Here is a 26,533-nt window from a genome sequence, read left to right as displayed (position 1 = left end):
GGCTCGCTCCCACAGGGGTAACGCATTCCAAATGTGGGAGCGAGCCTGCTCGCGAAGAGGCCAGCGCTAGCGAAGCAAATCTTCAGCCTTTCAATTCCTTCAAATGCTTGTACACCGTCGCCCGCCCCATGTTCAGCACATTGGCCACGTAGTTCGAGGCGCTCTTGCCCTTGAACGCGCCCTCGGCGTGCAGCGCCAGCACCAGCTCGCGTTTGTGATCGCGGGTCAGCAGGTTCAGGCTCAACTGCCGCTCGCGCAGCCAGGCGTGGAGGAAAGTGTTGATGCGCTCCTGCCAGTCATCACGGAACAGCGAGTCCGGCTGCGGAATCAGTTTGCTCGGTGACAGGAACAGGTCCAGCGCCGCCTTGGCGTTCTCGAACAGGGAAATATTCAGATTGATGCACAGCACCGCCAGCGGACGACCTTCGCTGTCACGCAGCACGGTACTCAGGCTGCGAATTTTCTGACCGTCCCAGTTGAGCTTTTCGTACGGGCCGATGTTCCTGTCGCTGACATCCTCGCTGAGCATGTCTTCCAGCGACGAGTCGTCGCCGATCTCGCGCTTGGACAGGTTGTTGGCGATGTAGTCGACCTTCTGCGTGCGCAGGTCGTGCAGCACCACCTCGGCGTGGGGGAAGAACAGCGTGGCGATGGCGTCGGCGATGGCGCGGAAGTTATCCAGCGCCGGATCGAATTCGGGGGCAGTCATGACAGTGGAGCTCCAGGCAGCGTCAGCGCCCCTTGTGCCGGGGCGCTGCGAGTGTGCCGCAATCTTTTCGACGAGTCGATGCGATCAAGCCAGTCGGGCCGGGGAGAGCATGGCGCTGTCCAGACCGAATTCATGCAGGTGCTCGGGAAACGGCTCGCCGCGCACCAGCGCCGCACTGGCCTGGCCCATCGCTGGCGACGTCTGGATGCCGTAACCACCCTGCGCGGCGACCCAGAACAGCCCCGGAACTTGCGGATCGAAGCCGCTGAGCAGATCACCGTCGACAACGAAACTGCGCAGACCGGCCCAAGTGCGGGTCGGGCGGCGGATGGTCAGCGTGGTGGCCTCTTCGATCTGATAAATGCCCATGGCGATGTCGAGTTCTTCCGGCTGCACATCGTGTGGTTCGACCGGATCGGCGTTGGCCGGCGAGCCGAGAAACATGCCGGCGTCGGGCTTCATGTAGAAGGATTCGTCGAGGCTGACCAGCATCGGCCAGTGATGAGTGTCCACGCCTTCCGGGCCGGCAAAGATAAATGCGGCGCGGCGTTTCGGTTGCAGACCCAGCGGCTGCGCGCCGGCCAGGGCAGCGATCTTGTCGGCCCAGGCACCGGCGGCGTTGATGAGCACCGGTGCGCTGAATGTCTCGCCGTTGGTCTGCACGATCCACAGGCCATCGGCATCGCGGCTCAAGCCGAGCACCTCGCAATCGGTGCGGACTTCGCCGTGATTGCGCCGAATGCCGCGCAGGTAGCCTTGATGCAGCGCGTCGGTGTCGATGTCGCAGGCCGATGGATCGTAGATCGCGCCGTGGACTTTTTCCCGGCGCAGGATCGGCAGGCGCGCGCAGGCTTCGTCGGCGCTGAGCAGTTGCATCTGCGGCACCGTGGCTTTGGCGCTGAGGTATTGGTTGTTCAGTTCGGCGGGATCACCGATGAAGTCGACGGTCATTTCGCCGCGCGGGGTCAGCAGTGGGTGCTCGCAAAAACCGCTCGGAGGACTGTCGAGAAACGCGCGGCTCGCCTGAGTCAGTGCGCGGACCTGTGCGGTGCCGTAGGCGGCGGTGTACAGCGCGGCGGAGCGACCGGTGGAGTGATAGCCGGGATGGGTTTCACGCTCGAGCACGATCACTTTGCCGTGCGGCGCCAGCCAGAACCCGGTAGAAGCGCCGGCAATCCCGCCGCCGATGATGATGAAATCTGCGTGGTTCATGTAGGTCTCCAGTGGGTACGCAATATCAAGGCGTTCGCTAGTCCCTTGTGGGAGCGAGCCTGCTCGCGAAAGCGGTGTATCAGTCGACATCTTCGGTGAATGTCAGACCGCATTCGCGAGCAGGCTCGCTTCCACAGGGATTTTTGGCGTTAGTGGGTTAAGTGATAAACCGCATTGGCGAGGGCAATGTCTTCCAGGCCCAGACCGATCGAACGGAAAAACACATGCCGCTGGTAATCCGGGCGCTGCACTTTTTCGCTGAGCAAGTCGGCGAGGTCGCCAACAATCGAATCCTTGCTCCAGCCATGCTGTTCGGCGGCAATCAGCATCTCACCTGCCGAACCCGGCGTGGTCAGACGATAGTCGCAGAACACCTGCATGTCGTTGAGGCTTTGCGGCGGTACTTCATGGGCGCGCGGGGCGTTGGTGCTGATCGAGGTGATCAGCGCCGGTTTGTGCAGTTGCGCCGGATCGATCACCGGCCCGGCAGACGAGGTGCAGAGCATGATCACGTCAGCATCGGAGATGGCGGTCTCGCGGCTGTCGGCACTCTTCAGTGACGGCGCGATGGACTTCAACACAGTCTGTGTTTCCGCATCTTCCAGCAGCGATGGCGAATACAGGCTGATGCTCTGCCAGTCGCGCAGCGCCTTGGCGTAATGCAGATGCGCCTGAGCGACCTTGCCGCTGCCGATGATTGCCAGTCGCTGGGCGTCCAACGGGGCGAGGGCGTCGACCGCCACTGCCGTGGTCGCGGCGGTGCGCACGGTGGTCAGTTCGCCGGCATCACAGAGCAGCAGCGGCTGGCCGGTTTTCATCGACATCAACAATGTCCATGCCGTCACCAGCGCACCCTGCTCACGGACGATGTACGGCGAAGTCTTCACTCCGTACACGCCATCCTCGGCCAGCACGCCCAGATAATTGATGAAGTCGCCGGCGCCCTGCGGGAACTCGACCAATTGCTGCGCCGGCTGCACGGCGTTACCGGCCGCCAGATCGCGGAACAGCTTGCGCAGGATTTGCGGAACATCGATACGCGCCAATAGCTCATGGGCCTGGGCTTGATCGATCACATAGGGCGTACTGGACATTTCGCGCTCCGAAACTAAACTTATTTTTCCATTATGGACTTTTAGTTCTGGCGAGCAACCATCGGGCATAAAAAAAGCGCAGTCCGTTGCCGGCTGCGCTTTCTCATATAGCGGGGCTTACTGCGGACGCTTGCGCTCAACCGCACGCAGCAGATGCGTCGGCGGGGTTTCGCAGCTGATCTTGCGACCAAGTTTTTCTTCGATCGACGGCAACTGGTAGGAATCGTCCTCGCCGGCAAAGCTGATCGACACACCGTCAGCGCCTGCGCGACCGGTACGGCCGATGCGGTGCACGTAGTCGTCCGGCACTTCCGGCAGGGTGAAGTTGATCACGTGGCTGATGCCGTCGATGTGGATGCCGCGACCGGCGACATCGGTGGCCACCAGCACGCGAATCTTGCCTTCGCGGAAACCTTCCAGAGTCTTGATGCGCTTGTGCTGCGGTACGTCGCCGGACAGCTGCGCGGCGTTGATGCCGTCACGCACCAGACGCTCTTCGATGCGGCGTACTTCGTCCTTGCGGTTGGCAAACACGATGACCCGCTCCCAACCGTTGTCGTTGACGAGGTTATAGAGCAGTTTGTATTTGTCGGCAGCGGCCACGGCGTAGATGTGCTGCTCGACGTTCTCGTTGGCGACGTTGGTGATTTCGATTTCGACGATGGCCGGGTCGGTGGTCCATTGCTTGGCCAGATTCATCACGTCTTCGGTGAAGGTTGCGGAGAACAGCAAAGTCTGGCGTTCGGACTTCGGCGGGGTCTGGCGAATGATCTGCCGTACCTGCGGGATGAAACCCATGTCGAGCATGCGGTCGGCTTCGTCCAGCACCATCACTTCAACCATGTCCAGGTGCACATCGCCGCGCTGGTTGAAGTCGAGCAAGCGGCCAGGCGTGGCGACGAGGATGTCGCAATGCCGCGCTTCGAGGTGCTTGAGCTGTTTGTCGAAGTCCATGCCGCCGACGAAGGTCATGACGTTGAGGCCGGTGTACTTGGTCAGGTCAGCGGCGTCCTTGGCGATCTGCACCACCAGCTCACGGGTCGGCGCGATGATCAGCGCGCGCGGTTCGCCCATGTAGCGCTCTTTCGGCGGCGGCGTCTGCAGCAACTGGGTGATGATCGAGATCAGGAACGCGGCGGTCTTGCCGGTGCCGGTCTGCGCGCGGCCAATGGCGTCTTTGCCGGCGAGGGTGAAACCCAGCACCTGCGCCTGGATCGGCGTGCAGTACGGAAAGCCCAGGTCCTGGATGGCGTGCATCAGTTCCGGAGCAAGCTTGAAATCGTGAAAGCGGGTTTTGCCTTCCTGCGGCTCGACGACGAAGTCTTCGAGTTTCCACGGAATGACCGGTGCCTTGGGCTTCGGTTCGCGACGTGGCCTGGCCGGTTTCGGCGCTTCGCTGGGTGCAGGCTCTACGGCAATTGGCGCTGGCGCAGCGGGTATTTCTTCTGGCTTCGGTGCGGCTGCGGGAGCGGGGCGGTCGGCCTGCGGGGCATCGGTGCGATGACCGGGGGCGTGCGACGGCGCACTGGGAACTGGCGCGAGCTGCTCAGCCTCGCTTTTACCGAACATCTTCTTGAGTGCTTTGAGCACGGTCATCTCATCAGTTGGTTAAGGAATGTACGCCGGCCAGTGTAATGCAAGAATCGGGCGCGGCGTAGTAGGAGGGATCAATGGGCGGACATTGCTCGCAAATCAGCGCAGGCGTTCGCTCAGCCAGACGCCGACGTCGCGAATCTCTTCAGGTAACACTTCGTGCTCCATTGGGTATTCCTGCCATGTCACGGTGACACCATGCTTCACCAAATGCTCATAGGCAGTGCGCCCCATCGAGTTCTGCACCACGCCATCGAACTGACCGTGCAGACACAGCACCGGAATACGCTGCTGACTGGCGGATAACTCTAGTTCATCGCTGAATGTCGGTGCGTACGTCGACAACGCCAGCACCCCGCCCAGCGGTCCCTGCCATTTAAGGAACGCGGTATGCAATACCACCGCGCCGCCTTGCGAAAACCCGGCAAGGAAAATCCGCGAGGCGTCTATTCCGCTGGCGCGCTGGTTTTCGATCAGCTCGATGATGCGCTCTGCCGAAGCTTCCAGTTCGTCGCGATCGATCGCCCGGGCCGGGCTCATGGCCTTGATGTCGTACCAGCTGGGCATGGCATATCCGCCATTTATCGTCACTGGACGGGTCGGTGCCTGCGGCAGCACAAAGCGCGTGCTCAACAGACTTTCCTGCAACGCCTCGGCCACCGGCAGGAAGTCGTAACGGTCGGCGCCGAGGCCGTGCAGCCAGATCACGCAGGCGTCTGCGGGCTTAACAGGCTGAAGAATCAAGGGCTCGGTCATGTCTGCTCCAAAAATGTGCGGGCGCTCTCATTGAGTGCGTGATTGAAGGGCGCGCCCGGTTGATCCGTTAACAAGATGTCGCAAGGTTACAAGTTTAGCTATTGACGTGTCGCGCAATCACTTTCGCAAGCGGTGTGGTACGGCGTTTGCTATGGAGCTTTGCGTACGAAGCATCCGTTGCGCGGCGGTAACACTATCAGTGTCAGTCGCGCGATGGGATAGCAACGAATCCGGTGATGGATGTTCGCCAATGGCCGCTACGGGCTTAGCGAACGTGAAAGGGCTACAGCCCGTTCGGCCGATTGGTGAGAAGTGAGTGATCCATGATGTGGATTTTCTCCTACTAGACTCATAGCGAAGGTCTTACGTCGGTTGACCCCAAAAAAAGCCAACACGGGTCAACAACGCCTCAAAAGGGTGCGACAGGACTCAAGCTCCGACACAACAAGAGCAAAACTGGAGGTTTGAATGAAGATGTTGAAATCCACTCTGGCGGTCGTGACTGCTGCAGCAGTACTCGGCGTCAGCGGGTTCGCTCAGGCGGGTGCAACCCTGGATGCGGTACAGAAAAAAGGTTTCGTGCAGTGTGGCGTGAGCGACGGTCTGCCGGGCTTCTCGGTACCGGATGCGACCGGCAAGATTCTCGGCATCGATGCTGACGTCTGCCGCGCTGTGGCCGCAGCCGTTTTCGGCGACGCCAACAAGGTCAAGTTCAGCCAGTTGAACGCCAAGGAGCGCTTCACCGCGCTGCAATCCGGCGAGATCGACATCCTGTCGCGCAACACCACCATGACCAGTTCCCGTGACGCGGGCATGGGCCTGAAATTCCCGGGCTTCATCACCTACTACGACGGCATCGGCTTCCTGGTGAACAACAAGCTGGGCGTGAAAAGTGCCAAAGAGCTCGACGGCGCGACCATCTGCATCCAGGCCGGTACCACCACCGAACTGAACGTTTCCGACTACTTCCGTGGCAACGGTCTGAAATACACCCCGATCACCTTCGACACCTCCGATGAAAGCGCCAAGTCGCTGGAATCCGGTCGTTGCGACGTGCTGACCTCCGACAAGTCCCAGCTGTTCGCCCAGCGCAGCAAGCTGGCCTCGCCGAAGGACTACGTGGTGCTGCCGGAAACCATTTCCAAGGAACCATTGGGCCCGGTCGTACGTAACGGCGACGACGAGTGGCTGGCGATCGTGCGTTGGGTCGGCTATGCGCTGCTCAATGCCGAAGAAGCCGGCATCACTTCGAAGAATGTCGAAGCTGAAGCCAAGTCCACCAAGAACCCGGACGTGGCCCGTATGCTCGGCGCTGACGGCGAGTACGGCAAAGACCTGAAACTGCCGAAAGACTGGGTTGTGCAGATCGTCAAGCAAGTCGGCAACTACGGCGAAATCTTCGAGAAAAACCTCGGCAAGAGCACTCCGCTGGAAATCGACCGTGGCCTGAACGCCCTGTGGAACAACGGCGGCATTCAGTACGCACCACCAGTGCGCTAATGGTTCTATCGCCCGGCGGGCCAACCGCCGGGTGATGTTCTTGTTCCATTTCTTCCGGGGCACTTCATGCAAAATTCAATCGGCGCACCAAAGCAGAGGCTCAGCCTCAGCGATCCACGAGTGCGTGCGTGGCTATTCCAGATCATCACCGTTGTGGCGGTGGTCTCGCTTGGCTGGTACCTGTTCGACAATACGCAAACCAACCTTCAGCACCGGGGCATCACCTCCGGCTTCAGCTTTCTGGAGCGCAGTGCCGGATTCGGCATCGCTCAAACCCTGATCGACTACACCGAAGCGGACAGTTACGCGCGGGTGTTTGTCATCGGCCTGCTCAACACCCTGTTGGTGACCTTTATCGGCGTGATCCTGGCGACGATTCTCGGTTTCATCGTTGGCGTGGCGCGGCTGTCGCAGAACTGGATCATCGCCAAACTGGCGACGGTGTATGTGGAAGTATTCCGCAACATTCCGCCGCTGCTGCAGATCCTGTTCTGGTACTTCGCGGTGTTCCTGACCATGCCGGGGCCGCGCAACAGCCACAACTTCGGCGACACCTTCTTCGTCAGCAGCCGTGGCCTGAACATGCCGGCCGCACTCGCTGCCGACGGCTTCTGGGCGTTCGTGATCAGCATCGTCCTGGCCATTGTCGGCATCGTGCTGATGTGCCGCTGGGCCAACAAGCGTTTCGAAGAAACCGGCGTACCGTTCCACAAGTTCTGGACCGGCCTGGCAATTGCGCTGGTGATCCCGACCCTGTGCGCGCTGATCTTCGGCGCTCCGCTGCACTGGGAAATGCCCGAGCTCAAGGGCTTCAACTTCGTCGGCGGCTGGGTGTTGATCCCGGAACTGCTGGCATTGACCCTGGCGCTCACCGTGTACACCGCAGCGTTCATCGCCGAGATCGTGCGTTCCGGGATCAAGTCGGTCAGCCACGGCCAGACCGAAGCCGCGCGTTCCCTCGGCCTGCGCAACGGCCCGACCCTGCGCAAGGTGATCATCCCGCAAGCCCTGCGCGTGATCATTCCGCCGCTGACCAGCCAATACCTGAACCTGGCGAAGAACTCTTCGCTGGCCGCCGGTATCGGTTACCCGGAAATGGTTTCGCTGTTCGCCGGCACCGTGCTCAACCAGACCGGGCAGGCCATCGAAGTGATTGCCATCACCATGAGCGTGTACCTGGCGATCAGTATCAGCATTTCCCTGCTGATGAACTGGTACAACAAGCGCATTGCGCTGATCGAGCGGTAAGGAAAAGCGCATGAGTACTCATACTTTCAAACCCGACATGCCTCCACCGAACAGCAGCATCGGCGTGGTGGCGTGGATGCGCGCGAACATGTTCTCCAGCTGGCTCAACACCCTGCTGACGCTGTTCGCGTTCTACCTGATCTACCTGGTCGTGCCACCGATCCTCAGCTGGGCGATCGTCGATGCCAACTGGGTCGGCACCACTCGCGCCGACTGCACCAAGGAAGGCGCCTGCTGGGTGTTCATTCAGCAGCGCTTCGGCCAGTTCATGTACGGCTATTACCCGACCGAACTGCGCTGGCGCGTTGATCTGACCGTGTGGCTGGCGGTCATTGGCGCAGCACCGCTGTTCATCTCGCGCGTGCCGCGTAAAGCGGTGTACGGCCTGAGCTTCCTGGTGCTGTACCCGATCATCGCCTTCATCTTGTTGCACGGCGGTTTCGGTCTGACCACCGTGCCGACCAGCCAGTGGGGCGGCCTGATGCTGACCCTGGTGATCGCCACCGTCGGCATCGCCGGAGCATTGCCGCTGGGCATCGTGCTGGCGCTGGGACGACGTTCGAACATGCCGGCGATTCGTGTGGTCTGCGTGACTTTCATCGAGTTCTGGCGCGGCGTGCCGTTGATCACGGTGCTGTTCATGTCCTCGGTAATGCTGCCGCTGTTCCTGCCCGAAGGCATGAACTTCGACAAGCTGCTGCGGGCGCTGATCGGCGTGATCCTGTTCCAGTCGGCGTACGTCGCCGAAGTGGTGCGTGGCGGTCTGCAAGCGATTCCCAAAGGGCAGTACGAAGCGGCCGCGGCGATGGGCCTCGGTTACTGGCGTTCGATGGGCCTGGTGATTCTGCCGCAAGCGCTGAAGCTGGTGATCCCGGGCATCGTCAACACGTTCATTGCGCTGTTCAAGGACACCAGCCTGGTGATCATCATCGGCCTGTTCGACCTGCTCAACAGCGTCAAGCAAGCCGCCGCCGACCCGAAATGGCTGGGCATGGCCACCGAAGGCTACGTGTTCGCCGCCCTGGTGTTCTGGATTTTCTGTTTTGGTATGTCGCGCTATTCCATGCATCTGGAACGCAAGCTCGACACTGGCCACAAGCGTTAGGAGTTCTCTGTAAATGAGCGAAGCAATCAAAAAGCCTGTGGGTCCGGAAGGCATTATCCAGATGCAGGGCGTGAACAAGTGGTACGGCCAGTTTCACGTACTCAAGGACATCAACCTCAACGTCAAACAGGGCGAGCGCATCGTTCTGTGTGGCCCGTCGGGTTCCGGTAAATCGACCACGATCCGTTGCCTGAATCGTCTGGAAGAACACCAGCAGGGGCGCATCGTCGTCGATGGCGTGGAACTGACCAACGACCTCAAGCAGATCGAAGCGATCCGTCGCGAAGTCGGCATGGTGTTCCAGCACTTCAACCTGTTCCCGCACCTGACCATTCTGCAGAACTGCACGCTGGCGCCGATGTGGGTGCGCAAAATGCCCAAGCGCAAGGCCGAAGAAATCGCCATGCATTACCTGGAGCGCGTACGCATTCCGGAGCAGGCGCACAAGTACCCGGGGCAACTGTCCGGCGGTCAGCAACAGCGTGTGGCGATCGCCCGCGCCCTGTGCATGAAACCGAAAATCATGCTGTTTGACGAGCCGACTTCAGCGCTCGATCCGGAAATGGTGAAAGAGGTTCTGGACACCATGATCGGTCTGGCCGAAGACGGTATGACCATGCTCTGCGTGACCCACGAAATGGGCTTCGCCCGCACCGTGGCCAACCGCGTGATCTTCATGGACAAGGGCGAAATCGTTGAACAGGCGGCGCCGAACGATTTCTTCGACAATCCGCAGAATGATCGGACGAAGTTGTTCTTGAGTCAGATTTTGCATTGATGGTTGATGAGTGAAACCAACCCGGCCATGTGCCGGGTTGTTTTTTCGGTGTCAGGAAACCGAAAGGGATTCATGTTCTTTGTGGACGATGTGCTCGAAACCTCTCAAATCTGCACCTTCGCCGAGAGTCTTTGCATCGGTTAGCAAATATGGGTAACGATCCAATAAACGCATCAGCAGTATGAGTGCCTTGGGCGGCAAGATTTCGCCGCGCTCGTAGCGAGAGAATGCGTTATGCCCACCCCCAGATAGCAGTTGCACCGTCTCTTTTTGCGTCAGATGCAATTTGCGGCGAATCCGCTTCATCTCGTCGCCAATCATTTTCCTGGCAGCGATGACCAACTCATCACCTGCGTCGCAATAACGTTCCGCGCTATCGGTATCGGCGTCCCATTCGACCTCACCGCAGTTCTGGCACTCCCAGCCAGAAAGATCATCCACACGCCGCTCCATGCCTTTGACTTTCAGGGTTTCGCCGCGCCCCTGAAAATGCCTCATTCCCTCACGTGCACCGCAGCTGACACATTGCTGGGTTTTCATGGGTTGTTCTCCTTGAAGGAGATCACCGGTGGGCTGCCGCCGGGGCGGTATGTCACCTTGATGTAAATCTCCTGATCTCGTGAATTGATGTGATACACGTCTTGCCAGATTCGATGATCCTCATAAGTAGTCATCGATTTGTACAACATCCTGGTTTGTAGCTCGAAAACAATCTCCTGCATTTCGCTGACATTGAAGCCGAGCTTCTCAGCTGACCTTACTGAAGTTTTGGTGAAAGCATTTTGACCCAGTCGCCTCACTTCAGACTTGATCACCGCCAAGTCGTAATGGGGTGTGTTCTTTTCCATAAGAAGCCAAAACCCTGTCCCTGAAATTACCCTTAAAGGGTAATTTTGACTAATCGAAAATGCCGCTCCATGTGTCTCCGATTGACCCTAGGTGGTTGCCGTCCTACATGGGTCTGACTAACATGTCGGAAAATTCATCCTATGATTGGATGAAAAGGCGAAGCTCATGTCCGAAATTTCCCCTTTGATCAAGCGATCCCTGGTCGATCAGGCTTTGGATCAACTGCGTCAGCGCATCAACAGCGGTGCGTGGCAGGTCGGCGAGCGTCTGCCGACCGAGCCTGAGCTGTGCGCCGAGCTGGGCATCAGCCGCAACACGGTGCGTGAGGCAATGCGTGTTCTGGCGTTTTCGGGATTGATCGAAATTCGCCAAGGCGACGGCAGTTATCTTCGTGCGCTGGTCGACCCGCTCGACACACTTAAAGCGCTATCGCGTTGTTCGCTGGAGCAGGCCAGGGAGACCCGGCACATCCTTGAAGTCGAGGCCATCGGCCTGGCGGCGTTGCGTCGTACCGATGAGGATCTGGCGGCGCTGCGTGAAGCGCTCGGCACCAGCGGCAGCCATTACCACGGCGATCTCGACGCCTATATCGCCTGCGATCTGGTGTTCCATCGCCGACTGGTCGACGCCGCGCACAACCCGACCCTCAGCGAGTTGTATCGCTACTTCTCCAGCATCGTCGGCGCGCAATTGCGCCAGACCCTGAATATCTCCCCGCGCCGTCAGGAAGTGTTCGATCTGCACATCGACTTGCTCGATGCGGTCGAGCAACGCGACCCGGAACGGGCCAAAGCCTTGTCGAGGCAGTTGATCAATGAACCTTGAAACCGAGAAGACCATGTCCCGCAGTGAGTTATCCACAGCGTCGAAACGCACCCCCGAACTTGAAGAGCTGCTGATCGATGCCGAGGCTGATGACGAGCAGGTCCAGCAAAGCCATCCGTTGGTGAAACGTCCATGGTTGCTGCTGCTCGGGTTGATTCTGGTGGCGCTGAACCTGCGCCCGGCGTTGTCGAGCATGGCGCCATTGCTTAGCGAGGTCTCCAGAAGCCTCGGGCTGTCTGCGGCGCAGGCGGGATTACTGACCACGTTGCCGGTGCTGTGCCTGGGCTTGTTCGCACCGCTGGCGCCGATTCTGGCGCGGCGGTTTGGTGCTGAGCGCGTGGTGTTGGGGATTCTGCTGACACTGGCCGGCGGCATCATCCTGCGCAGCAATTTCGGCGAGATCGGGCTGTTCGCCGGCAGCGTCCTTGGCGGCGCCAGCATCGGCATCGTCGGCGTGCTGCTGCCGGGCATCGTCAAGCGCGACTTCGCCAAACACGCCGGGACCATGACCGGCGTCTACACCATGGCGCTGTGCCTGGGCGCAGCGATGGCGGCGGGTTCGACCGTGCCGCTGAGTGAACACTTCGGCAACAGCTGGGCGATGGGCCTGGGCTTCTGGGTGATTCCGGCATTGGTGGCGGCGGTTTTCTGGCTGCCACAAGTCGGCTCCAAACATGGCGCACACAACGTAGCCTACCGCGTGCGCGGGTTGCTGCGTGATCCGCTGGCCTGGCAGGTGACCTTGTACATGGGCCTGCAATCGTCGCTGGCCTACATCGTGTTTGGCTGGTTGCCGTCGATCCTCATCGGTCGCGGGCTGACACCGACTCAGGCCGGATTGGTGCTGTCCGGTTCGGTGATCATTCAGCTGGCCAGTTCGCTGGCCGCGCCGTGGCTGGCGACCCGTGGCAAGGATCAGCGTCTGGCGATCGTCGTGGTCATGGCGCTGACCCTGGCCGGCCTGTTCGGCTGCCTGTACGCACCGATCGAAGGTCTGTGGGGCTGGGCGATTCTGCTCGGCCTCGGGCAGGGCGGTACGTTCAGTCTGGCCCTGACCCTGATCGTCCTGCGCTCGCGCGATTCCCATGTCGCGGCGAACCTGTCGAGCATGTCGCAGGGTTTTGGCTACACCCTGGCGTCCATGGGGCCTTTCGCCGTGGGCGTGGTGCATGACTGGACCGGCGGCTGGAGTGCGTTGGGCTGGATTTTCGGCATTATCGGCGCCGGTGCAATCCTCGCCGGGCTGGGTGCCGGCCGGGCGCTGTATGTGCAGGTGCAAAGCGAAAAGATCTGAATGCACTGGTTGCAAATGTGGGAGCGAGCCTGCTCGCGAAAGCGGTGTTTCAGTCAACATGGATGTTGAATGTTGAATTGCCTTCGCGAGCAGGCTCGCTCCCACAAGGGTTTTGCGTATTGCCGATAGTGTTTCTGCGCGCGGCAGATTATGGTGCTGGCAATCTGTACCTATTTTTTGGAGACTGCCTTGAGCGAAGCCCACAGCGCCCTGATCACCCGCTTCTACCAAGCCTTTCAGCGCCTTGACGCCGAAGCCATGGCCGTCTGCTACACCGATGATGTGGTATTCAGCGATCCGGCCTTCGGCGAGTTGCGCGGGCGCGATGCCGGCGACATGTGGCGCATGCTGACTACCCGCGCCAAGGATTTCTCCCTGACCTTCGACAACGTCCGCGCCGACGAACGCAGCGGCGGAGCACACTGGGTCGCGACCTACCTGTTCAGCCAGACCGGCAACATCGTCATCAACGATATCCAGGCGCGATTCGTGTTCCGTGACGGCAAGATCTGCGAGCATCACGACCACTTCGATCTGTGGCGCTGGTCGCGCCAGGCGTTGGGTTTCAAAGGCCTGTTGCTGGGCTGGACGCCGCTGGTGCGCAACGCCGTCCGCGCCCAGGCGCGCAAGGGACTGAAGGCTTTTCAGGCCGGGCGCTGATAAGATCGCCGCCTGTTTTCCTACACGTTCAGATCACCCAAGTGACCAGTCTTAGCGAACAATCCGTCGATGCTGCCGAGCCAGTGAGCAAATCCTGGTTCGTCTACCTCGTGCGTGCCGCCAATGGCTCGTTGTACTGCGGAATCAGCGACGACCCGGTGCGGCGTTTCGCCAAGCATCAGAGCGGCAAGGGCGCGCGGTTCTTTCTCTCCAGCCCGGCGATGGCGCTGGTCTACACCGAACTGTGCCGCGACAAAAGCGATGCTTTGCGCCAGGAACGGCTGATCAAAAAGCTGCGCAAAAGCGCCAAGGAATGCCTCGTCGCGTCTTATCAATCTGACTGATTGGCTCCCATCAGGCAGATCTGTAGGCTGCTAATCAAATGCACGCTAAGCTGCGGGCTCACTATCTGAGCGGCGGAGCCGAGCATGTCCGAGTTGATTCTGCACCATTACCCGACCTCTCCATTCGCCGAGAAGGCCCGCCTGCTGCTGGGCTTCAAAGGCCTGTCCTGGCGTTCGGTGCATATTTCCCCGGTGATGCCAAAGCCGGATCTGACCGCGTTGACCGGTGGCTACCGCAAGACCCCTGTGTTGCAGATCGGTGCTGACATCTATTGCGACACCGCACTGATCGCTCGACGCCTGGAACAGGAAAAAGCCCTGCCGGCGTTCTTCCCCGAGGGTCAGGAAATGACCTGCGCCAGTTTTGCGGCGTGGGCCGATTCGGTGGTGTTCCAGCACGCCGTAAGCCTGGTATTCCAGCCGGAATCGGTGGCGGTACGTTTCGGCAAATTGCCTCCGGAAGCGATCAAGGCATTCCTGGCCGACCGCGCCGGTTTGTTCAGCGGTGGCAGCGCCACGCGTCTGTCCGCCGAGCAGGCCAAACATCAGTGGCCGACGATCATGGCGCGACTGGAGCAGCAGTTGCAGCGCGAGCAGGGCGACTTCCTCTTCGGCGAGCCATCGATTGCCGACTTCGCCCTGGCGCATCCGCTGTGGTTCCTCAAGGCGACGCACGTGACGGCGCCGCTGGTGGATGAATATCCGGCGGTCGCGGCGTGGCTGGGTCGGGTGCTGGGGTTCGGCCATGGCGCGGCGAGCGAGATGTCTTCCGCCGAGGCACTGGAGGTCGCGCATAACGCGACGCCAGCGGCATTGCCGGATGAGCGGTTCGTTGATCCGAACGGCTTCAAGGCGGGCCAGCAAGTGGCAATTGCCGCTATCGATTACGGCGTTGATCCGGTGGTGGGCGAGCTGCTGTTTGCTGGCAGTGAAGAGCTGATCATTCGCCGTGAAGACGAACGTGGCGGCGTGGTGCATGTGCACTTTCCGCGCTTTGGGTTCCGTATCGAGGCGCGCTGATTTATCGAGTCAGCTGCAAAACCTGTGGGAGCGAGCCTGCTCGCGAAGACGATGGATCATTCAACATGTCGTTGGCTGATGCAGCGCTTTCGCGAGCAGGCTCGCTCCCACAATGGATTATTTGAGGGCAGCGAGGATTTCTTCCGGATCAAACCCGCGAATCAACGTACCGTTCACATCAATCAGCGGAATCCCGCGTCCACCCAATGCCTCATACGCCTTGCGCGCATCGGCATCCTTCTCGATGTCGTACTCCTTGAACGGTATGCCCTTGCTGTCGAGAAAGCGTTTGGTCTGTTTGCAGTAGCCGCACCAGTCGGTGGCATAAAGCACGACATTGGCTTGCGCCCGCGTCTGCTCAGAAACCATTTGCGCGGGGTTGAACACCCGCTCGATCTTGCCCCAGTTCTGGTAAACCACGACCACCAGCAGCACCAGGGCGACTTTTTTCAGCACATTGCCGAGCATCAGTTACGCCGCTTCAGCTGGTCGGTCAGCGAAGTCGGCAGGCCTTTGATGATCAGAGTGCCGTTCTCTTCGTCGTACTCGATCTTCGAACCCAGCAGGTGCGCTTCGAAGCTGATCGACAGACCTTCGGCGCGGCCGGTGAAGCGGCGGAATTGGTTGAGGGTGCGTTTGTCTGCCGGGATCTCCGGCGACAGGCCGTAGTCCTTGTTGCGAATGTGATCGTAGAAGGCCTTCGGGCGTTCTTCGTCGATCAGCTCCGACAGCTCCTCAAGGCCCATCGGTTCGCCGAGCTTGGCCTGGCTGCTGGCATAGTCGACCAGAGTTTTGGTTTTCTCGCGGGCCGAGTCTTCCGGCAGGTCTTCGCTCTCGACAAAGTCGCTGAAGGCCTTGAGCAGTGTGCGCGTCTCGCCGGGGCCGTCGACGCCTTCCTGGCAGCCGATGAAGTCGCGGAAGTACTCCGAGACCTTCTTGCCATTCTTGCCCTTGATGAACGAAATGTACTGTTTGGACTGTTTGTTGTTCTGCCACTCGGAAACGTTGATCCGCGCGGCCAGATGCAATTGGCCAAGGTCGAGATGGCGCGAAGGAGTTACGTCGAGCTCGTCGGTCACCGCCACGCCTTCGCTGTGGTGCAGCAGGGCGATCGCCAGATAGTCGGTCATGCCTTGCTGATAGTGGGCGAACAGCACGTGGCCGCCCACCGACAGGTTGGATTCTTCCATCAGCTTCTGCAGATGCTCGACCGCCACTTTACTGAACGCGGTGAAGTCACGGCCGCCGTCCATGTACTCCTTCAACCAGCCGCTGAAGGGGAACGCGCCCGATTCCGGATGGAACAGGCCCCAGGCTTTGCCCTGTTTGGCGTTGTAGCTTTCATTGAGGTCGGCGAGCATGTTTTCGATGGCGGCGGACTCGGCCAGTTCAGAGTCACGGGCGTGCAGAACTGCGGGCGTGCCGTCGGGTTTTTTGTCGATCAGGTGGACGATGCAATGGCGGATCGGCATGGGCTTCTCGGCTGTTGGAAGGGAGGAGGGCAGGCTCCCCCGAAAAAGCGCTCAGTGTACCGCAACCACTGGTTTTGGCGCGGGTTGCAGGGCAAAACCGGGGCGCGCGCCCGGCCTTAAGCGGTTTTTTACCGATTTAGCGCAATAAAGCTGACCAAATGGGTAGCTAGAGGCGGATATTTCCTTGTCGCTGTGCTAGTTTTGCCCGGTCTTACGCGAAGTCACTGCGTTAAGCGTGCATTCAGCATTTGTCAGGTCGAACCAAACCCTGATTTCGGCATCTATAACCCGACTCGTCGTGGTTATCGCCGAGGGTGCCAGATCCAGAAGATCGGGCTCGATGGCTGACACTGCACTCTGCAATCCATATGAATTTGATAGGGAAGGAACACTACATGGCTCTTACTAAAGACCAACTGATCGCCGACATCGCTGAAGCTATCGACGCGCCGAAAACCACCGCGCGTAACGCTCTGGACCAACTGGGCCAAATCGTTGCCGATCAGCTGGAAAACGGCGGCGAAATCACCTTGCCAGGTATCGGCAAGCTGAAAGTGACCGAGCGTCCTGCCCGCACCGGCCGTAACCCTTCGACTGGCGCTGCCATCGAAATCCCTGCAAAGAAAGTGATCAAGCTGGTTGTGGCCAAAGGCCTGACCGACGCTGTGAACAAGTAAGACGCAGCGATAAAAAAAACCGTGCTTCGGAGTGATCCGGGGCACGGTTTTTTTGTGTCTGCGATTTGACGGTCAAGTCGCGGGCAAATGTGGGAGCGAGCCTGCTCGCGAAAGCGGTGGGTCAGTCGATATTGAAGCTGACTGACACGCTGCCTTCGCGAGCAGGCTCGCTCCCACAGGGGGATCTGCTGTGTCTTAGCGCACCCAGCGCTCACGCCGCCAGATCTGCTGCTCGGACTTGGTCTGGAAGGTCCAGGCGACAAAGCGGCTCTGCTTCTGCCCCTGCGACATCTCCACGACCTGGCTTTCCAGCACGCCGGCCTTCTTCAGTGCCGTCTCGATGGCCGGCAGGTTCGAGGCCTTCGACACCAGGGTGCTGAACCACAACACCTTGTGCTGGAAGTTCGCGCTCTCGGCAATCAACTGCGTCACGAAGCGCGCTTCACCGCCTTCACACCACAGCTCCGCCGATTGCCCGCCGAAGTTCAGCACCGGCAGCTTGCGTTTCGGGTCGGCCTTGCCCAAGGCGCGCCACTTGCGCTCGCTGCCCTTGGTCGCTTCTTCCATCGAGGCGTGGAACGGCGGGTTGCACATGGTCAGGTCGAAACGCTCGCCCGGCTCCAGCAAGCCGATGAGGATGTGCTTGCGGTTTTCCTGCTGGCGCAGTTGGATCACCTTGCTCAGATCGTTGGACTGAACAATGGCTCGCGCCGCCGCCACGGCTGTCGGGTCGATCTCCGAGCCGAGGAAGTGCCAGCGATATTCGCTGTTGCCGATCAGCGGATAAACGCAGTTGGCGCCCATGCCGATGTCCAGCACATTGACGATCGCGCCGCGCGGCACCTTACCGTCGTTCATGCTCGCCAGCAGGTCGGCGAGAAAGTGCACATAGTCGGCACGCCCCGGAACCGGAGGGCACAGATAGTCGGCCGGGATGTCCCAATGCTGAATGCCATAGAACGCCTTGAGCAGCGCCCGATTGAACACCCGCACCGCGTCGGGGCTGGCGAAGTCGATGCTTTCCTTGCCGTACGGGTTGGTGATCACGTACTTGGCCAGTTCCGGCGTGGTCTTGATCAGTGCCGGAAAGTCGTAACGACCCTGATGGCGATTGCGCGGATGCAGGCTGGCCTTGTCGCGCGGCTCGACGGCTTTGCTCGGGGACGCGGCGTCAGGCTTCTTGCGCGCAGGTTTGGGTGTGCGGGGGGTGGTCATGGGCGTGGTCGATTCGGGTATGGCTGAAAGTGGCGGGCATTGTCCCACATCTGAAGGCAACACCGTTCAAACTGTGGGAGCGAGCCTGCTCGCGAACGCGGTTTTACATCTGACAGATTTGTCGGCTGACACGCCGCTTTCGCGAGCAGGCTCGCTCCCACAGGGGACTCGAGGTTTTGCAGGAATAAAAAAGGGAGGCCACCTGGGCCTCCCTTCTTCAGTGCGATTTGCCGTTACAGACTGGCAATCCGCGCGTGCTGCTCGGCCAGTTTGCCCAGGGCCTGTTCGGCCTCGGCCAGTTTGGCGCGTTCCTTCTCGATGACTTCGGCCGGGGCCTTGTCGACGAATCCTGCGTTGGAGAGCTTGCCGCCAACCCGCTGGACTTCGCCCTGCAGACGCAGGATTTCCTTGTCCAGACGCGCCAGTTCCGCGCCCTTGTCGATCAGACCGGCCATTGGCACCAGCACTTCCATCTCGCCCACCAATGCGGTGGCGGACAGCGGTGCTTCTTCGCCAGCGGCGAGTACGGTGATCGATTCCAGGCGCGCCAGCTTCTTCAGCAGCGCTTCGTTCTCGGACAAGCGGCGCTGGTCTTCAGCGCTGACGTTCTTCAGGAAGATCGGCAGTGGCTTGCCCGGGCCGATGTTCATCTCGCCACGAATGTTGCGCGTGCCGAGCATCAGTTCCTTGAGCCATTCGATGTCGTTTTCCGCCGCCGGATCGATGCGCTCTTCGTTGGCCACCGGCCAAGGCTGCAGCATGATCGTTTTGCCCTGAATACCGGCCAGCGGCGCGATACGCTGCCAGATTTCTTCAGTGATGAACGGCATGAACGGATGCGCCAGACGCAGCGCCACTTCCAGCACGCGCACCAGCGTCCGGCGAGTACCGCGCTGACGTTCGACCGGCGCGTTCTCGTCCCACAGCACAGGCTTGGACAGTTCCAGATACCAGTCGCAGTATTGGTTCCAGATGAACTCGTACAGCGCTTGCGCGGCGAGGTCGAAACGGAACTGATCCAGTTGGCGGGTCACTTCGGCTTCGGTGCGTTGCAACTGCGAAATGATCCAGCGATCAGCCAGCGACAGCTCGTAGGCTTCGCCGTTCTGGCCGCAGTCTTCGCCTTTGTCCAGAACGTAACGCGCGGCGTTCCAGATCTTATTGCAGAAGTTGCGATAGCCTTCGACGCGACCCATGTCGAACTTGATGTCGCGACCGGTCGAGGCCAGCGAGCAGAAGGTGAAGCGCAGGGCGTCGGTACCGTAGCTTTCGATGCCATTGGCGAATTCTTCGCGGGTGGCTTTCTCGATCTTCTTCGCCAGTTTCGGTTGCATCAGGCCCGAGGTGCGCTTCTGCACCAGGGTTTCCAGGTCGATGCCGTCGATGATGTCCAGCGGGTCAAGGACGTTGCCCTTGGACTTGGACATCTTCTGGCCCTGGCCGTCGCGTACCAGACCGTGTACGTAGACAGTCTTGAACGGAACCTGCGGCGTGCCGTCTTCGTTCTTCATCAGGTGCATGGTCATCATGATCATCCGGGCAACCCAGAAGAAAATGATGTCGAAACCGGTGACCAGCACGTCGGTGGAGTGGAATTTCTTCAGGAACTCGGTCTGCTCAGGCCAGCCCAGGGTCGAGAACGTCCACAGGCCGGAACTGAACCAGGTGTCGAGTACGTCGTTGTCCTGTTGCAGCGCAACGTCCGGGCCGAGGTTGTGCTTGGCACGCACTTCGGCTTCGTCGCGACCGACGTAGACCTTGCCCGACTCGTCGTACCAGGCCGGAATCCGGTGGCCCCACCACAGCTGACGGCTGATGCACCAGTCCTGGATGTCGCGCATCCACGAGAAGTACATGTTTTCGTACTGCTTGGGCACGAACTGGATGCGACCGTCTTCAACGGCAGCAATCGCCGGCTCGGCCAGAGGCTTGGTCGATACGTACCATTGGTCGGTCAGCCACGGCTCGATGACCGTGCCGGAGCGATCGCCTTTCGGCGTTTTCAGGTTGTGATCGTTGACGCTCACCAGCAGGCCGGCAGCGTCGAACGCGGCGACGATCTGCTTGCGCGCCTCGAAACGCTCCAGCCCGGCGAACTCGGCCGGAATCTTGCCGTCGATGCTCTCGTTCAGCGTGCCGTCAAGGTTGAACACCTGCGCGGCAGGCAGCACGTTGGCGTTCTTGTCGAAGATGTTCAGCAGCGGCAGGTTGTGGCGCTTGCCGACTTCGTAGTCGTTGAAATCGTGGGCCGGGGTGATTTTCACGCAGCCGGTGCCGAATTCAGGGTCGCAGTAATCGTCGGCGATGATCGGGATGCGCCGGCCAACCAGTGGCAGCTCGACGAATTTGCCGATCAGCGCTTTGTAGCGCTCGTCGTTCGGGTTAACCGCGACGGCGGAGTCGCCGAGAATGGTTTCCGGACGGGTGGTGGCGACGATCAGGAAGTCATTGCCCTCGGCGGTTTTAACGCCATCGGCCAATGGGTATTTCAGGTTCCACAGGAAACCTTTCTCTTCGTGGTTTTCCACTTCGAGGTCAGAAATCGCCGTGTGCAGTTTGGTGTCCCAGTTGACCAGGCGCTTGCCGCGGTAGATCAGGCCGTCTTCATGCAGGCGCACGAAGGCTTCCTTGACCGCTTCCGAGAGGCCGTCGTCCATGGTGAAGCGCTCGCGGCTCCAGTCGACGGACGAGCCGAGGCGGCGGATCTGCCGGCTGATGTTGCCGCCGGACTGATCTTTCCATTCCCAGACTTTTTCGAGGAATTTTTCCCGGCCCAGATCGTGACGATTCTGGCCCTGGGCTTCGAGCTGACGCTCCACCAGCATCTGCGTGGCGATACCGGCGTGGTCGGTGCCCGGCTGCCACAGGGTGTCGCGACCCTGCATGCGGCGGAAACGGATCAACGCGTCCATGATCGCGTTGTTGAAGCCGTGACCCATGTGCAGGCTGCCGGTGACGTTCGGCGGCGGGATCATGATGGTGTAGGACTCGCCCGCGCCTTGCGGGGCGAAGTAGTTCTCGGACTCCCAGGTCTTGTACCAGGAAGTTTCAATGGCGTGCGGCTGGTAGGTCTTATCCATGCGCGGCGGGACCCTATTGGCATTTATTCAGGAAAAGCCGGGAAGTATAGCGGGGCATGGTGCCGAGGGCGAGCGGGGGAGGTCTGGCGGAGATCTAAATGCAGGAGCTGCCGAAGGCTGCGATCTTTTGATCTTGTTTTTTGTGAAAGCAAAGTCAAAAGATCGCAGCCTTCGGCAGCTCCTGCACTAGCGGCTTACTCGTACTGGCTGAGCAGCCGCTCCATCCGCGCATCGAGGCGGCGTTTGATTTCGGTCTCGATGTGCGGGGCGAAGTCGTCGATCACGTCTTGCATGATCAATTGCGCGGCGGCGCGCAGTTCGCTGTCCAGGTGCAGCAAGGCATCCGGGCCTTTATCGACCGGTGCGGCAGCCGGCGGCGCTGGTGGCGCTGGTGGCGGCTCGACGGCCGCCGGCGGATTGCCGACGGAATCGAACAGCATCGGAATCTGTTCCTGTTCGCCGTCATCGACCGTATCGGTCAAGAGCGGCGGTTGCAGGTTGTCATCGCCGAGCAACTGGCGGATCGATTCAAGATCGTCCAGCAGATGTGCGGACTTCTGTTGCGGTTTCGGAGTGTCCATTGGAGTGCTCAGAGTCGCTGTAAACGGTGGTCTTGCAGAGAATAGCCCTGTTCGCGGTAGAAACGGAAACTCTCCCGCGCCGCCGCTCGGATGGTCGGATCTTCCACCACCACTTCCGCCACGCGGGCGAATTTGCTGGCGAAGGCCGGGACTTTCAGGTCGAGATTGACCAGCAGATCCTGATGCTCACCGCAGTCTTGCCCGAGTCCCAGCACGATCAAACCGTCCGGTTCGCTGTCGGCCGGGCCGTGGGGCACGAAGCTTTCACCCTTGAATACCCACAGACGCGCATCGAGATCGTCGCGCTGGGCCGCATCGCTGCAATGCAGGTAGATGCGGTGGCCCATGCGCCAGGCTTTCTCGGTGAGCTTGCAGGCGAAATCCAGGCGCGCTGAAGGATCGGCGCTGGGCAGGATATAGAAGTCGACTTTGGTCATTGCGGTTCCAGAGCGGCAAGTGGCGTCACCCGAGAGTGACGCCACCTTTCAGCGGTTTCAGGCCTTGGCGCGATCGAGCAGGTACTGGGTCAGCAGTGGAACCGGACGGCCGGTGGCGCCTTTGTCCTTGCCGCCGCTGGTCCATGCCGTGCCGGCGATGTCCAGGTGCGCCCAGTTGAGGTTCTTGGTGAAGCGCGACAGGAAGCAGGCGGCAGTGATGGTGCCTGCCTTCGGCCCGCCAATGTTGGCGATGTCGGCGAACGGGCTGTCCAGCTGCTCTTGATACTCATCGAACAGCGGCAGTTGCCAGGCGCGGTCGTCGGCTGCCTTGCCGGCGCTGAGCAGTTGGTCGATCAGCTCGTCGTTGTTGCCCAGCAGGCCGGACGTGTGCGCGCCCAAGGCAACTACGCAAGCACCGGTCAGGGTGGCGATGTCGATCACCGCTTGTGGCTTGAAGCGCTCGGCGTAGGTCAGCGCATCGCACAGCACCAGACGGCCTTCAGCGTCGGTGTTGAGGATTTCCACGGTCTGGCCGCTCATGGTAGTGACGATATCGCCCGGCCGCGAAGCATTGCCGCTCGGCATGTTTTCGGCGCAGGCGAGGATGCACACCAGATTGATCGGCAGTTTCAGCTCAAGCACAGCACGCAAGGTACCGAACACGGAGGCAGCGCCGCCCATGTCGTATTTCATCTCGTCCATGCCGGCGCCCGGCTTCAGGCTGATGCCGCCGGTGTCGAAGGTGATGCCCTTGCCGACCAGCGCGTATGGCTTCTCGGATTTCTTGCCGCCGTTGTATTGCATGACGATCAGGCGCGGCGGCTGGGCGCTGCCCTGGCCCACAGCGTAGAACGAGCCCATGCCGAGGGATTTGATCTTCTTCTCGTCGAGCACTTCGACTTTCAGATCCTTGAACTCTTTGCCCAGATTCTTGGCTTGTTCGCCCATGAAGGTCGGGTGGCAGATGTTCGGTGGCAGGTTGCCCAGATCGCGGGTGAACGCCATGCCGTTGGCGATGGCGGTGGCGTGGTTCACGGCACGCTGCACTTCGGCTTGCGCAGCCTTGATGGTCAGCAGGGTGATTTTCTTCAGGGCGCGCGGTTCGGCTTTCTGGCTCTTGAACTGGTCGAAGGTGTAGCCGCCGTCGACCAGGGTTTCTGCCAGCAGGCGAGTCTTGCCGTAGCTGTCGCGACCTTTGACGATGACTTCATCCAGCGCCAGCACGGCGTCACCGCCGCCCAGGCCTTTGAGGGTGTTGAGGATGCCGGCAACGATTTTGCGGAACGGACGGTCGCCCAATTCTTCGTCCTTGCCCACACCGACCAGCAACACGCGCTCGGCTTTCAGGTTCGGCAGGCTGTGCAGCAGCAGGCTCTGACCGACCTTGCCGGCCAGGTCGCCACGCTTGAGCACGGCGCTGATCGCGCCACCGCTCGACTCGTCGACCAGTCTGGCGGCGACACCGAGTTTGCGGCCTTCGCCGACGGCAACCACCAGGGTGGCGGTTTTCAACGTTTCTGGGCTAACGCTTTTTACAACCAGTTCCATGTCCGGATCCCTGAATGAATGGTCAACACGCAGGCGCTCGACGTTGTCCGCAGTCGCCTGCTTATAGATAGAAGAGGCGCAGGCCAAAGCCTGCGACAAGGGCCGCAGTTTGAACCTCGCTCCCCGCGCCTGACAACCCTCAGCAAAGGATTACAGAGATGGATGAGTGTGCGCAGTGACAGGCGCACCCAATCACAGGATAATGCCGCATCTTTTTTCGACCGCTCTGCATGGCGGGCCGGTCGATGTGTTTGCTTGTTTGGCCGCCTTAGCCTGACAACCCTGGAGTGTCTGGTTTGATCGTCTTCCGTTATCTGTCCCGCGAAGTCCTGTTGACCCTCAGCGCCGTAAGTGCCGTGCTGCTGGTCATCATCATGAGCGGTCGCTTCATCAAATACCTGGCGCAGGCTGCGGCCGGTCAGCTCGATCCGGGCTCGCTGTTCCTGATCATGGGCTTTCGTCTGCCGGGTTTCCTGCAACTGATTCTGCCGCTGGGCCTGTTCCTCGGGATCCTGCTGGCCTACGGTCGGCTGTACCTCGAAAGCGAAATGACCGTGCTCTCGGCCACCGGCATGAGCCAGCAGAAGCTGTTTCGCATGACCCTGTTTCCGGCAACGCTGGTGGCACTGGTGGTGGCGTGGCTGAGCCTCGGCCTTGCTCCGCAGGGCGCCAACCAGTTTCAGCTGCTGCTGAACAAGCAGGACGCGCTGACCGAGTTCGATACCCTCGAACCGGGCCGCTTCCAGGCCTTGCGTGACGGTACTCGAGTGACTTACACCGAAACCCTGAGCGACGACCGCGTCAATCTCGGTAGCGTGTTCATTTCGCAGAAGAACCTCGGCGCCGATAAGAAGGATCGCGGGATTTCCGTACTGGTGGCCGAGTCGGGCCGTCAGGAAATCCGCCCCGATGGCAATCGCTACCTGATCCTCGACAACGGCTATCGCTATGACGGCAGCCCGGGGCAAGCCGATTACCGCGCCATTCATTACGAAACCTACGGCGTGCTGCTGCCCAAGCCGGACGTCAGCGAAGAAGTCACCGATCGCGATGCGATGCCGACCTCGTCCCTGTGGGGCAGTGATGACATCCGTTCAAAAACCGAGCTGCAATGGCGCATGTCCCTGCCTTTGCTGGTATTCATCGTGACCCTGATGGCGGTGCCGCTGTCGCGGGTGAATCCGCGTCAGGGGCGTTTCCTCAAGCTGCTGCCGGCGATTCTTCTTTATATGGCTTACCTGACCATCCTGATTGCCGCTCGCGGCGCCCTTGAAAAAGGCAAGATTCCGCCAGCCCTCGGCCTGTGGTGGGTACACGCGATCTTCCTGGTGATCGGCCTCGGCCTGCTTTATTGGGAGCCGCTGCGCCTGAAGCTGGCCAGCCGTCGCAGTGCTGCGCTGGAGGTGGCCCGTGGTTAAACTCGACCGCTATATCGGCAGCAGCGTGTTCATGGCGATCATCGCCGTGCTGGCGATCATCCTCGGCCTGGCAACGCTTTTCGCCTTCATCGATGAAATGGGCGACGTCAGCGACACCTACACCTTGGTCGACGTGCTCGGTTTTGTATTGCTCACCGCACCGCGCCGTCTGTATGAAATGCTGCCGATGGCGGCATTGATCGGCTGCCTGATCGGTCTCGGCAGTCTGGCCAGCAGCAGTGAGCTGACAGTCATGCGCGCTGCTGGCGTGTCGATCGGCCGTATCGTCTGGGCCGTCATGAAACCGATGCTGGTGCTGATGCTCGCCGGCGTGCTGATTGGCGAATACGTCGCCCCGGCCACCGAAAGCATGGCACAGGCCAATCGCTCGCTGGCCCAGGGCAGCGGCGATGCGCAAAGCGCCAAACACGGTATGTGGCACCGTCAGGGTGAGGAATTCATCCACATCAACGCCGTTCAACCGAACGGTCTGTTGTACGGCGTGACGCGCTATCACTTCGACAAGGAACGCCATCTGCTCAGCTCCAGCTTCGCCAAAAAGGCCGAGTTTGACGGCAGCAAGTGGCAGCTCACCGACGTTGCCACCACGCTGTTCCACGAGCGCAGCACTGAGGTCGTCAATGCCCCGAGCGAGGAGTGGGACGTGGCGTTGAGCCCGCAACTGCTCAGCACCGTGGTCATGGCGCCGGAATCGCTGTCGATCAGCGGTCTGTGGGGCTACATCCACTATCTGGCTGAGCAGGGCCTGAGCAATGGCCGCTACTGGCTGGCATTTTGGGTCAAGGTGTTGCAGCCGCTGGTGACCGCCGCGCTGGTGCTGATGGCGATCTCGTTCATCTTCGGTCCACTGCGTTCGGTGACCCTCGGTCAGCGTGTTTTCACCGGCGTGCTGGTGGGCTTCACCTTCCGCATCGTCCAGGATCTGCTGGGGCCATCGAGTCTGGTGTTCGGTTTCTCGCCGCTGTTTGCGGTGCTGGTGCCGGCCGGCGTGTGTGCGCTGGCGGGTGTCTGGCTGCTCAGACGCGCGGGCTGATGAACAAGCTTTCATTGAGCGCTTGAACCCTGAAAACGCCTCGGTCGCCAGACCGGGGCGTTTT

The 26,533-nt window shown here is 60.5% G+C and carries 26 protein-coding genes; 12 read left to right on the top strand and 14 right to left on the bottom strand.

The features are described 5' to 3' along the window. Positions 1 to 82: 82 nt before the first annotated feature. From D8U82_RS01925 to D8U82_RS01905, 5 genes are all read right to left on the bottom strand, one after another. On the bottom strand, positions 83 to 709 hold the full coding sequence (locus tag D8U82_RS01925; protein WP_122610760.1) for a transcriptional regulator: 627 nt from the start codon (positions 707 to 709) through the stop codon (positions 83 to 85). Positions 710 to 793: 84 nt separating this feature from the next. Further along, positions 794 to 1,921: an FAD-binding oxidoreductase gene (locus tag D8U82_RS01920; protein ID WP_130901543.1), complete on the bottom strand. Its 1,128-nt coding sequence runs from the start codon at positions 1,919 to 1,921 to the stop codon at positions 794 to 796. A gap of 149 nt (positions 1,922 to 2,070) precedes the next feature. Beyond that, on the bottom strand, positions 2,071 to 3,015 hold the full coding sequence (locus D8U82_RS01915) for an ornithine cyclodeaminase family protein (RefSeq protein ID WP_130887539.1): 945 nt from the start codon (positions 3,013 to 3,015) through the stop codon (positions 2,071 to 2,073). Between the two features lie 117 nt (positions 3,016 to 3,132). Further along, positions 3,133 to 4,611 carry an ATP-dependent RNA helicase RhlB gene (gene rhlB / locus D8U82_RS01910; RefSeq protein WP_016771585.1) on the bottom strand — a complete coding sequence of 493 codons (1,479 nt, stop codon included), beginning with the start codon at positions 4,609 to 4,611 and terminating at the stop codon, positions 3,133 to 3,135. A 96-nt stretch (positions 4,612 to 4,707) separates the two neighbouring features. Continuing rightward, complete coding sequence (locus tag D8U82_RS01905) at positions 4,708 to 5,364, bottom strand: alpha/beta fold hydrolase (RefSeq protein WP_122747670.1); 657 nt, start codon at positions 5,362 to 5,364, stop codon at positions 4,708 to 4,710. A gap of 468 nt (positions 5,365 to 5,832) precedes the next feature. On the opposite strand from D8U82_RS01905, the gene D8U82_RS01900 reads away from it, so the two are divergent. The 4 genes from D8U82_RS01900 to D8U82_RS01885 all read left to right on the top strand — a co-directional run bounded on the left by D8U82_RS01900 (position 5,833) and on the right by D8U82_RS01885 (position 9,995). After that, complete coding sequence (locus D8U82_RS01900; protein WP_016771583.1) at positions 5,833 to 6,864, top strand: amino acid ABC transporter substrate-binding protein; 1,032 nt, start codon at positions 5,833 to 5,835, stop codon at positions 6,862 to 6,864. Between the two features lie 66 nt (positions 6,865 to 6,930). Beyond that, positions 6,931 to 8,112, top strand: a complete 1,182-nt coding sequence (locus D8U82_RS01895) for an amino acid ABC transporter permease (protein WP_071174462.1) — start codon at positions 6,931 to 6,933, stop codon at positions 8,110 to 8,112. A gap of 10 nt (positions 8,113 to 8,122) precedes the next feature. Then, positions 8,123 to 9,217 carry an amino acid ABC transporter permease gene (locus D8U82_RS01890; RefSeq protein ID WP_024011693.1) on the top strand — a complete coding sequence of 365 codons (1,095 nt, stop codon included), beginning with the start codon at positions 8,123 to 8,125 and terminating at the stop codon, positions 9,215 to 9,217. Between the two features lie 13 nt (positions 9,218 to 9,230). Next, positions 9,231 to 9,995 carry an amino acid ABC transporter ATP-binding protein gene (locus D8U82_RS01885; protein ID WP_016771581.1) on the top strand — a complete coding sequence of 255 codons (765 nt, stop codon included), beginning with the start codon at positions 9,231 to 9,233 and terminating at the stop codon, positions 9,993 to 9,995. Between the two features lie 51 nt (positions 9,996 to 10,046). Here the strand turns inward: D8U82_RS01885 and D8U82_RS01880 are convergent, their stop codons facing one another. Both D8U82_RS01880 and D8U82_RS01875 read right to left on the bottom strand, forming a co-directional pair. Then, positions 10,047 to 10,535 (bottom strand): type II toxin-antitoxin system MqsA family antitoxin, encoded by a 489-nt coding sequence (locus tag D8U82_RS01880; protein ID WP_122601891.1) that lies wholly within the window; start codon positions 10,533 to 10,535, stop codon positions 10,047 to 10,049. Further along, positions 10,532 to 10,843, bottom strand: a complete 312-nt coding sequence (locus D8U82_RS01875) for a type II toxin-antitoxin system MqsR family toxin (RefSeq protein WP_123443480.1) — start codon at positions 10,841 to 10,843, stop codon at positions 10,532 to 10,534. Before D8U82_RS01875 ends, D8U82_RS01880 begins: the two co-directional genes overlap by 4 nt. Before the next feature lie 166 nt (positions 10,844 to 11,009). Between D8U82_RS01875 and D8U82_RS01870 the strand changes: the two genes are divergently transcribed. The 5 genes from D8U82_RS01870 (at position 11,010) to D8U82_RS01845 (ending at position 14,987) form a co-directional block, all read left to right on the top strand. Beyond that, entirely contained in the window at positions 11,010 to 11,669 is a 660-nt protein-coding gene (locus D8U82_RS01870) for a FadR/GntR family transcriptional regulator (protein ID WP_130901542.1), read from the top strand. After that, positions 11,659 to 12,963, top strand: a complete 1,305-nt coding sequence (locus D8U82_RS01865) for a CynX/NimT family MFS transporter (RefSeq protein ID WP_130887702.1) — start codon at positions 11,659 to 11,661, stop codon at positions 12,961 to 12,963. Before D8U82_RS01870 ends, D8U82_RS01865 begins: the two co-directional genes overlap by 11 nt. Before the next feature lie 189 nt (positions 12,964 to 13,152). Then, positions 13,153 to 13,623, top strand: coding sequence for a nuclear transport factor 2 family protein (locus tag D8U82_RS01855; protein ID WP_130887704.1), 471 nt, complete (start codon positions 13,153 to 13,155; stop codon positions 13,621 to 13,623). Positions 13,624 to 13,664: 41 nt separating this feature from the next. After that, positions 13,665 to 13,967 carry a GIY-YIG nuclease family protein gene (locus D8U82_RS01850; protein ID WP_073473642.1) on the top strand — a complete coding sequence of 101 codons (303 nt, stop codon included), beginning with the start codon at positions 13,665 to 13,667 and terminating at the stop codon, positions 13,965 to 13,967. Positions 13,968 to 14,051: 84 nt separating this feature from the next. Further along, positions 14,052 to 14,987 (top strand): glutathione S-transferase family protein, encoded by a 936-nt coding sequence (locus D8U82_RS01845; RefSeq protein ID WP_123443484.1) that lies wholly within the window; start codon positions 14,052 to 14,054, stop codon positions 14,985 to 14,987. A gap of 117 nt (positions 14,988 to 15,104) precedes the next feature. Here D8U82_RS01845 and D8U82_RS01840 read toward each other — a convergent pair whose 3' ends face one another. Continuing rightward, positions 15,105 to 15,455 (bottom strand): glutaredoxin family protein, encoded by a 351-nt coding sequence (locus tag D8U82_RS01840; protein WP_130887705.1) that lies wholly within the window; start codon positions 15,453 to 15,455, stop codon positions 15,105 to 15,107. Next, on the bottom strand, positions 15,455 to 16,459 hold the full coding sequence (gene yejK, locus D8U82_RS01835) for a nucleoid-associated protein YejK (protein WP_016771572.1): 1,005 nt from the start codon (positions 16,457 to 16,459) through the stop codon (positions 15,455 to 15,457). The genes D8U82_RS01840 and yejK overlap by 1 nt, the downstream gene beginning before the upstream one ends. A gap of 395 nt (positions 16,460 to 16,854) precedes the next feature. Here yejK and D8U82_RS01830 point away from each other — a divergent pair, with 395 nt between their 5' ends. After that, positions 16,855 to 17,136 carry an HU family DNA-binding protein gene (locus D8U82_RS01830; RefSeq protein ID WP_003221909.1) on the top strand — a complete coding sequence of 94 codons (282 nt, stop codon included), beginning with the start codon at positions 16,855 to 16,857 and terminating at the stop codon, positions 17,134 to 17,136. Between the two features lie 195 nt (positions 17,137 to 17,331). Here the strand turns inward: D8U82_RS01830 and rlmF are convergent, their stop codons facing one another. The 5 genes from rlmF to D8U82_RS01800 form a co-directional block, all read right to left on the bottom strand. After that, complete coding sequence (rlmF, locus tag D8U82_RS01825) at positions 17,332 to 18,351, bottom strand: 23S rRNA (adenine(1618)-N(6))-methyltransferase RlmF (protein ID WP_130887706.1); 1,020 nt, start codon at positions 18,349 to 18,351, stop codon at positions 17,332 to 17,334. 233 nt (positions 18,352 to 18,584) lie between these two features. Next, a complete protein-coding gene (locus D8U82_RS01815; RefSeq protein ID WP_130887707.1) occupies positions 18,585 to 21,431 on the bottom strand; it encodes a valine--tRNA ligase in 2,847 nt (948 codons plus the stop codon). Between the two features lie 194 nt (positions 21,432 to 21,625). Next, the gene (locus tag D8U82_RS01810; RefSeq protein WP_130901541.1) at positions 21,626 to 22,012 is read right to left on the bottom strand and encodes a DNA polymerase III subunit chi; all 387 of its coding nucleotides are present in this window, start codon (positions 22,010 to 22,012) and stop codon (positions 21,626 to 21,628) included. 8 nt (positions 22,013 to 22,020) lie between these two features. After that, a complete protein-coding gene (locus D8U82_RS01805) occupies positions 22,021 to 22,449 on the bottom strand; it encodes a DNA polymerase III subunit chi (RefSeq protein ID WP_130901540.1) in 429 nt (142 codons plus the stop codon). Between the two features lie 57 nt (positions 22,450 to 22,506). Continuing rightward, positions 22,507 to 23,997 (bottom strand): leucyl aminopeptidase, encoded by a 1,491-nt coding sequence (locus D8U82_RS01800; RefSeq protein WP_039759172.1) that lies wholly within the window; start codon positions 23,995 to 23,997, stop codon positions 22,507 to 22,509. A gap of 296 nt (positions 23,998 to 24,293) precedes the next feature. Between D8U82_RS01800 and lptF the strand changes: the two genes are divergently transcribed. Together lptF and lptG are read left to right on the top strand one after the other, a co-directional pair. After that, positions 24,294 to 25,415, top strand: coding sequence for an LPS export ABC transporter permease LptF (gene lptF / locus D8U82_RS01795; RefSeq protein ID WP_016771566.1), 1,122 nt, complete (start codon positions 24,294 to 24,296; stop codon positions 25,413 to 25,415). Then, positions 25,408 to 26,469 carry an LPS export ABC transporter permease LptG gene (lptG, locus tag D8U82_RS01790; RefSeq protein WP_016771565.1) on the top strand — a complete coding sequence of 354 codons (1,062 nt, stop codon included), beginning with the start codon at positions 25,408 to 25,410 and terminating at the stop codon, positions 26,467 to 26,469. Before lptF ends, lptG begins: the two co-directional genes overlap by 8 nt. Positions 26,470 to 26,533: the final 64 nt, after the last annotated feature.

It is taken from the genome of Pseudomonas sp. Sample_23 (assembly GCF_004307595.1).
GTDB classification, from domain to species: domain Bacteria; phylum Pseudomonadota; class Gammaproteobacteria; order Pseudomonadales; family Pseudomonadaceae; genus Aquipseudomonas; species Aquipseudomonas atacamensis.
The sequence above is the reverse complement of the archived record's forward strand: the minus strand, read 5'-3'. Positions and strand labels throughout refer to the sequence as shown.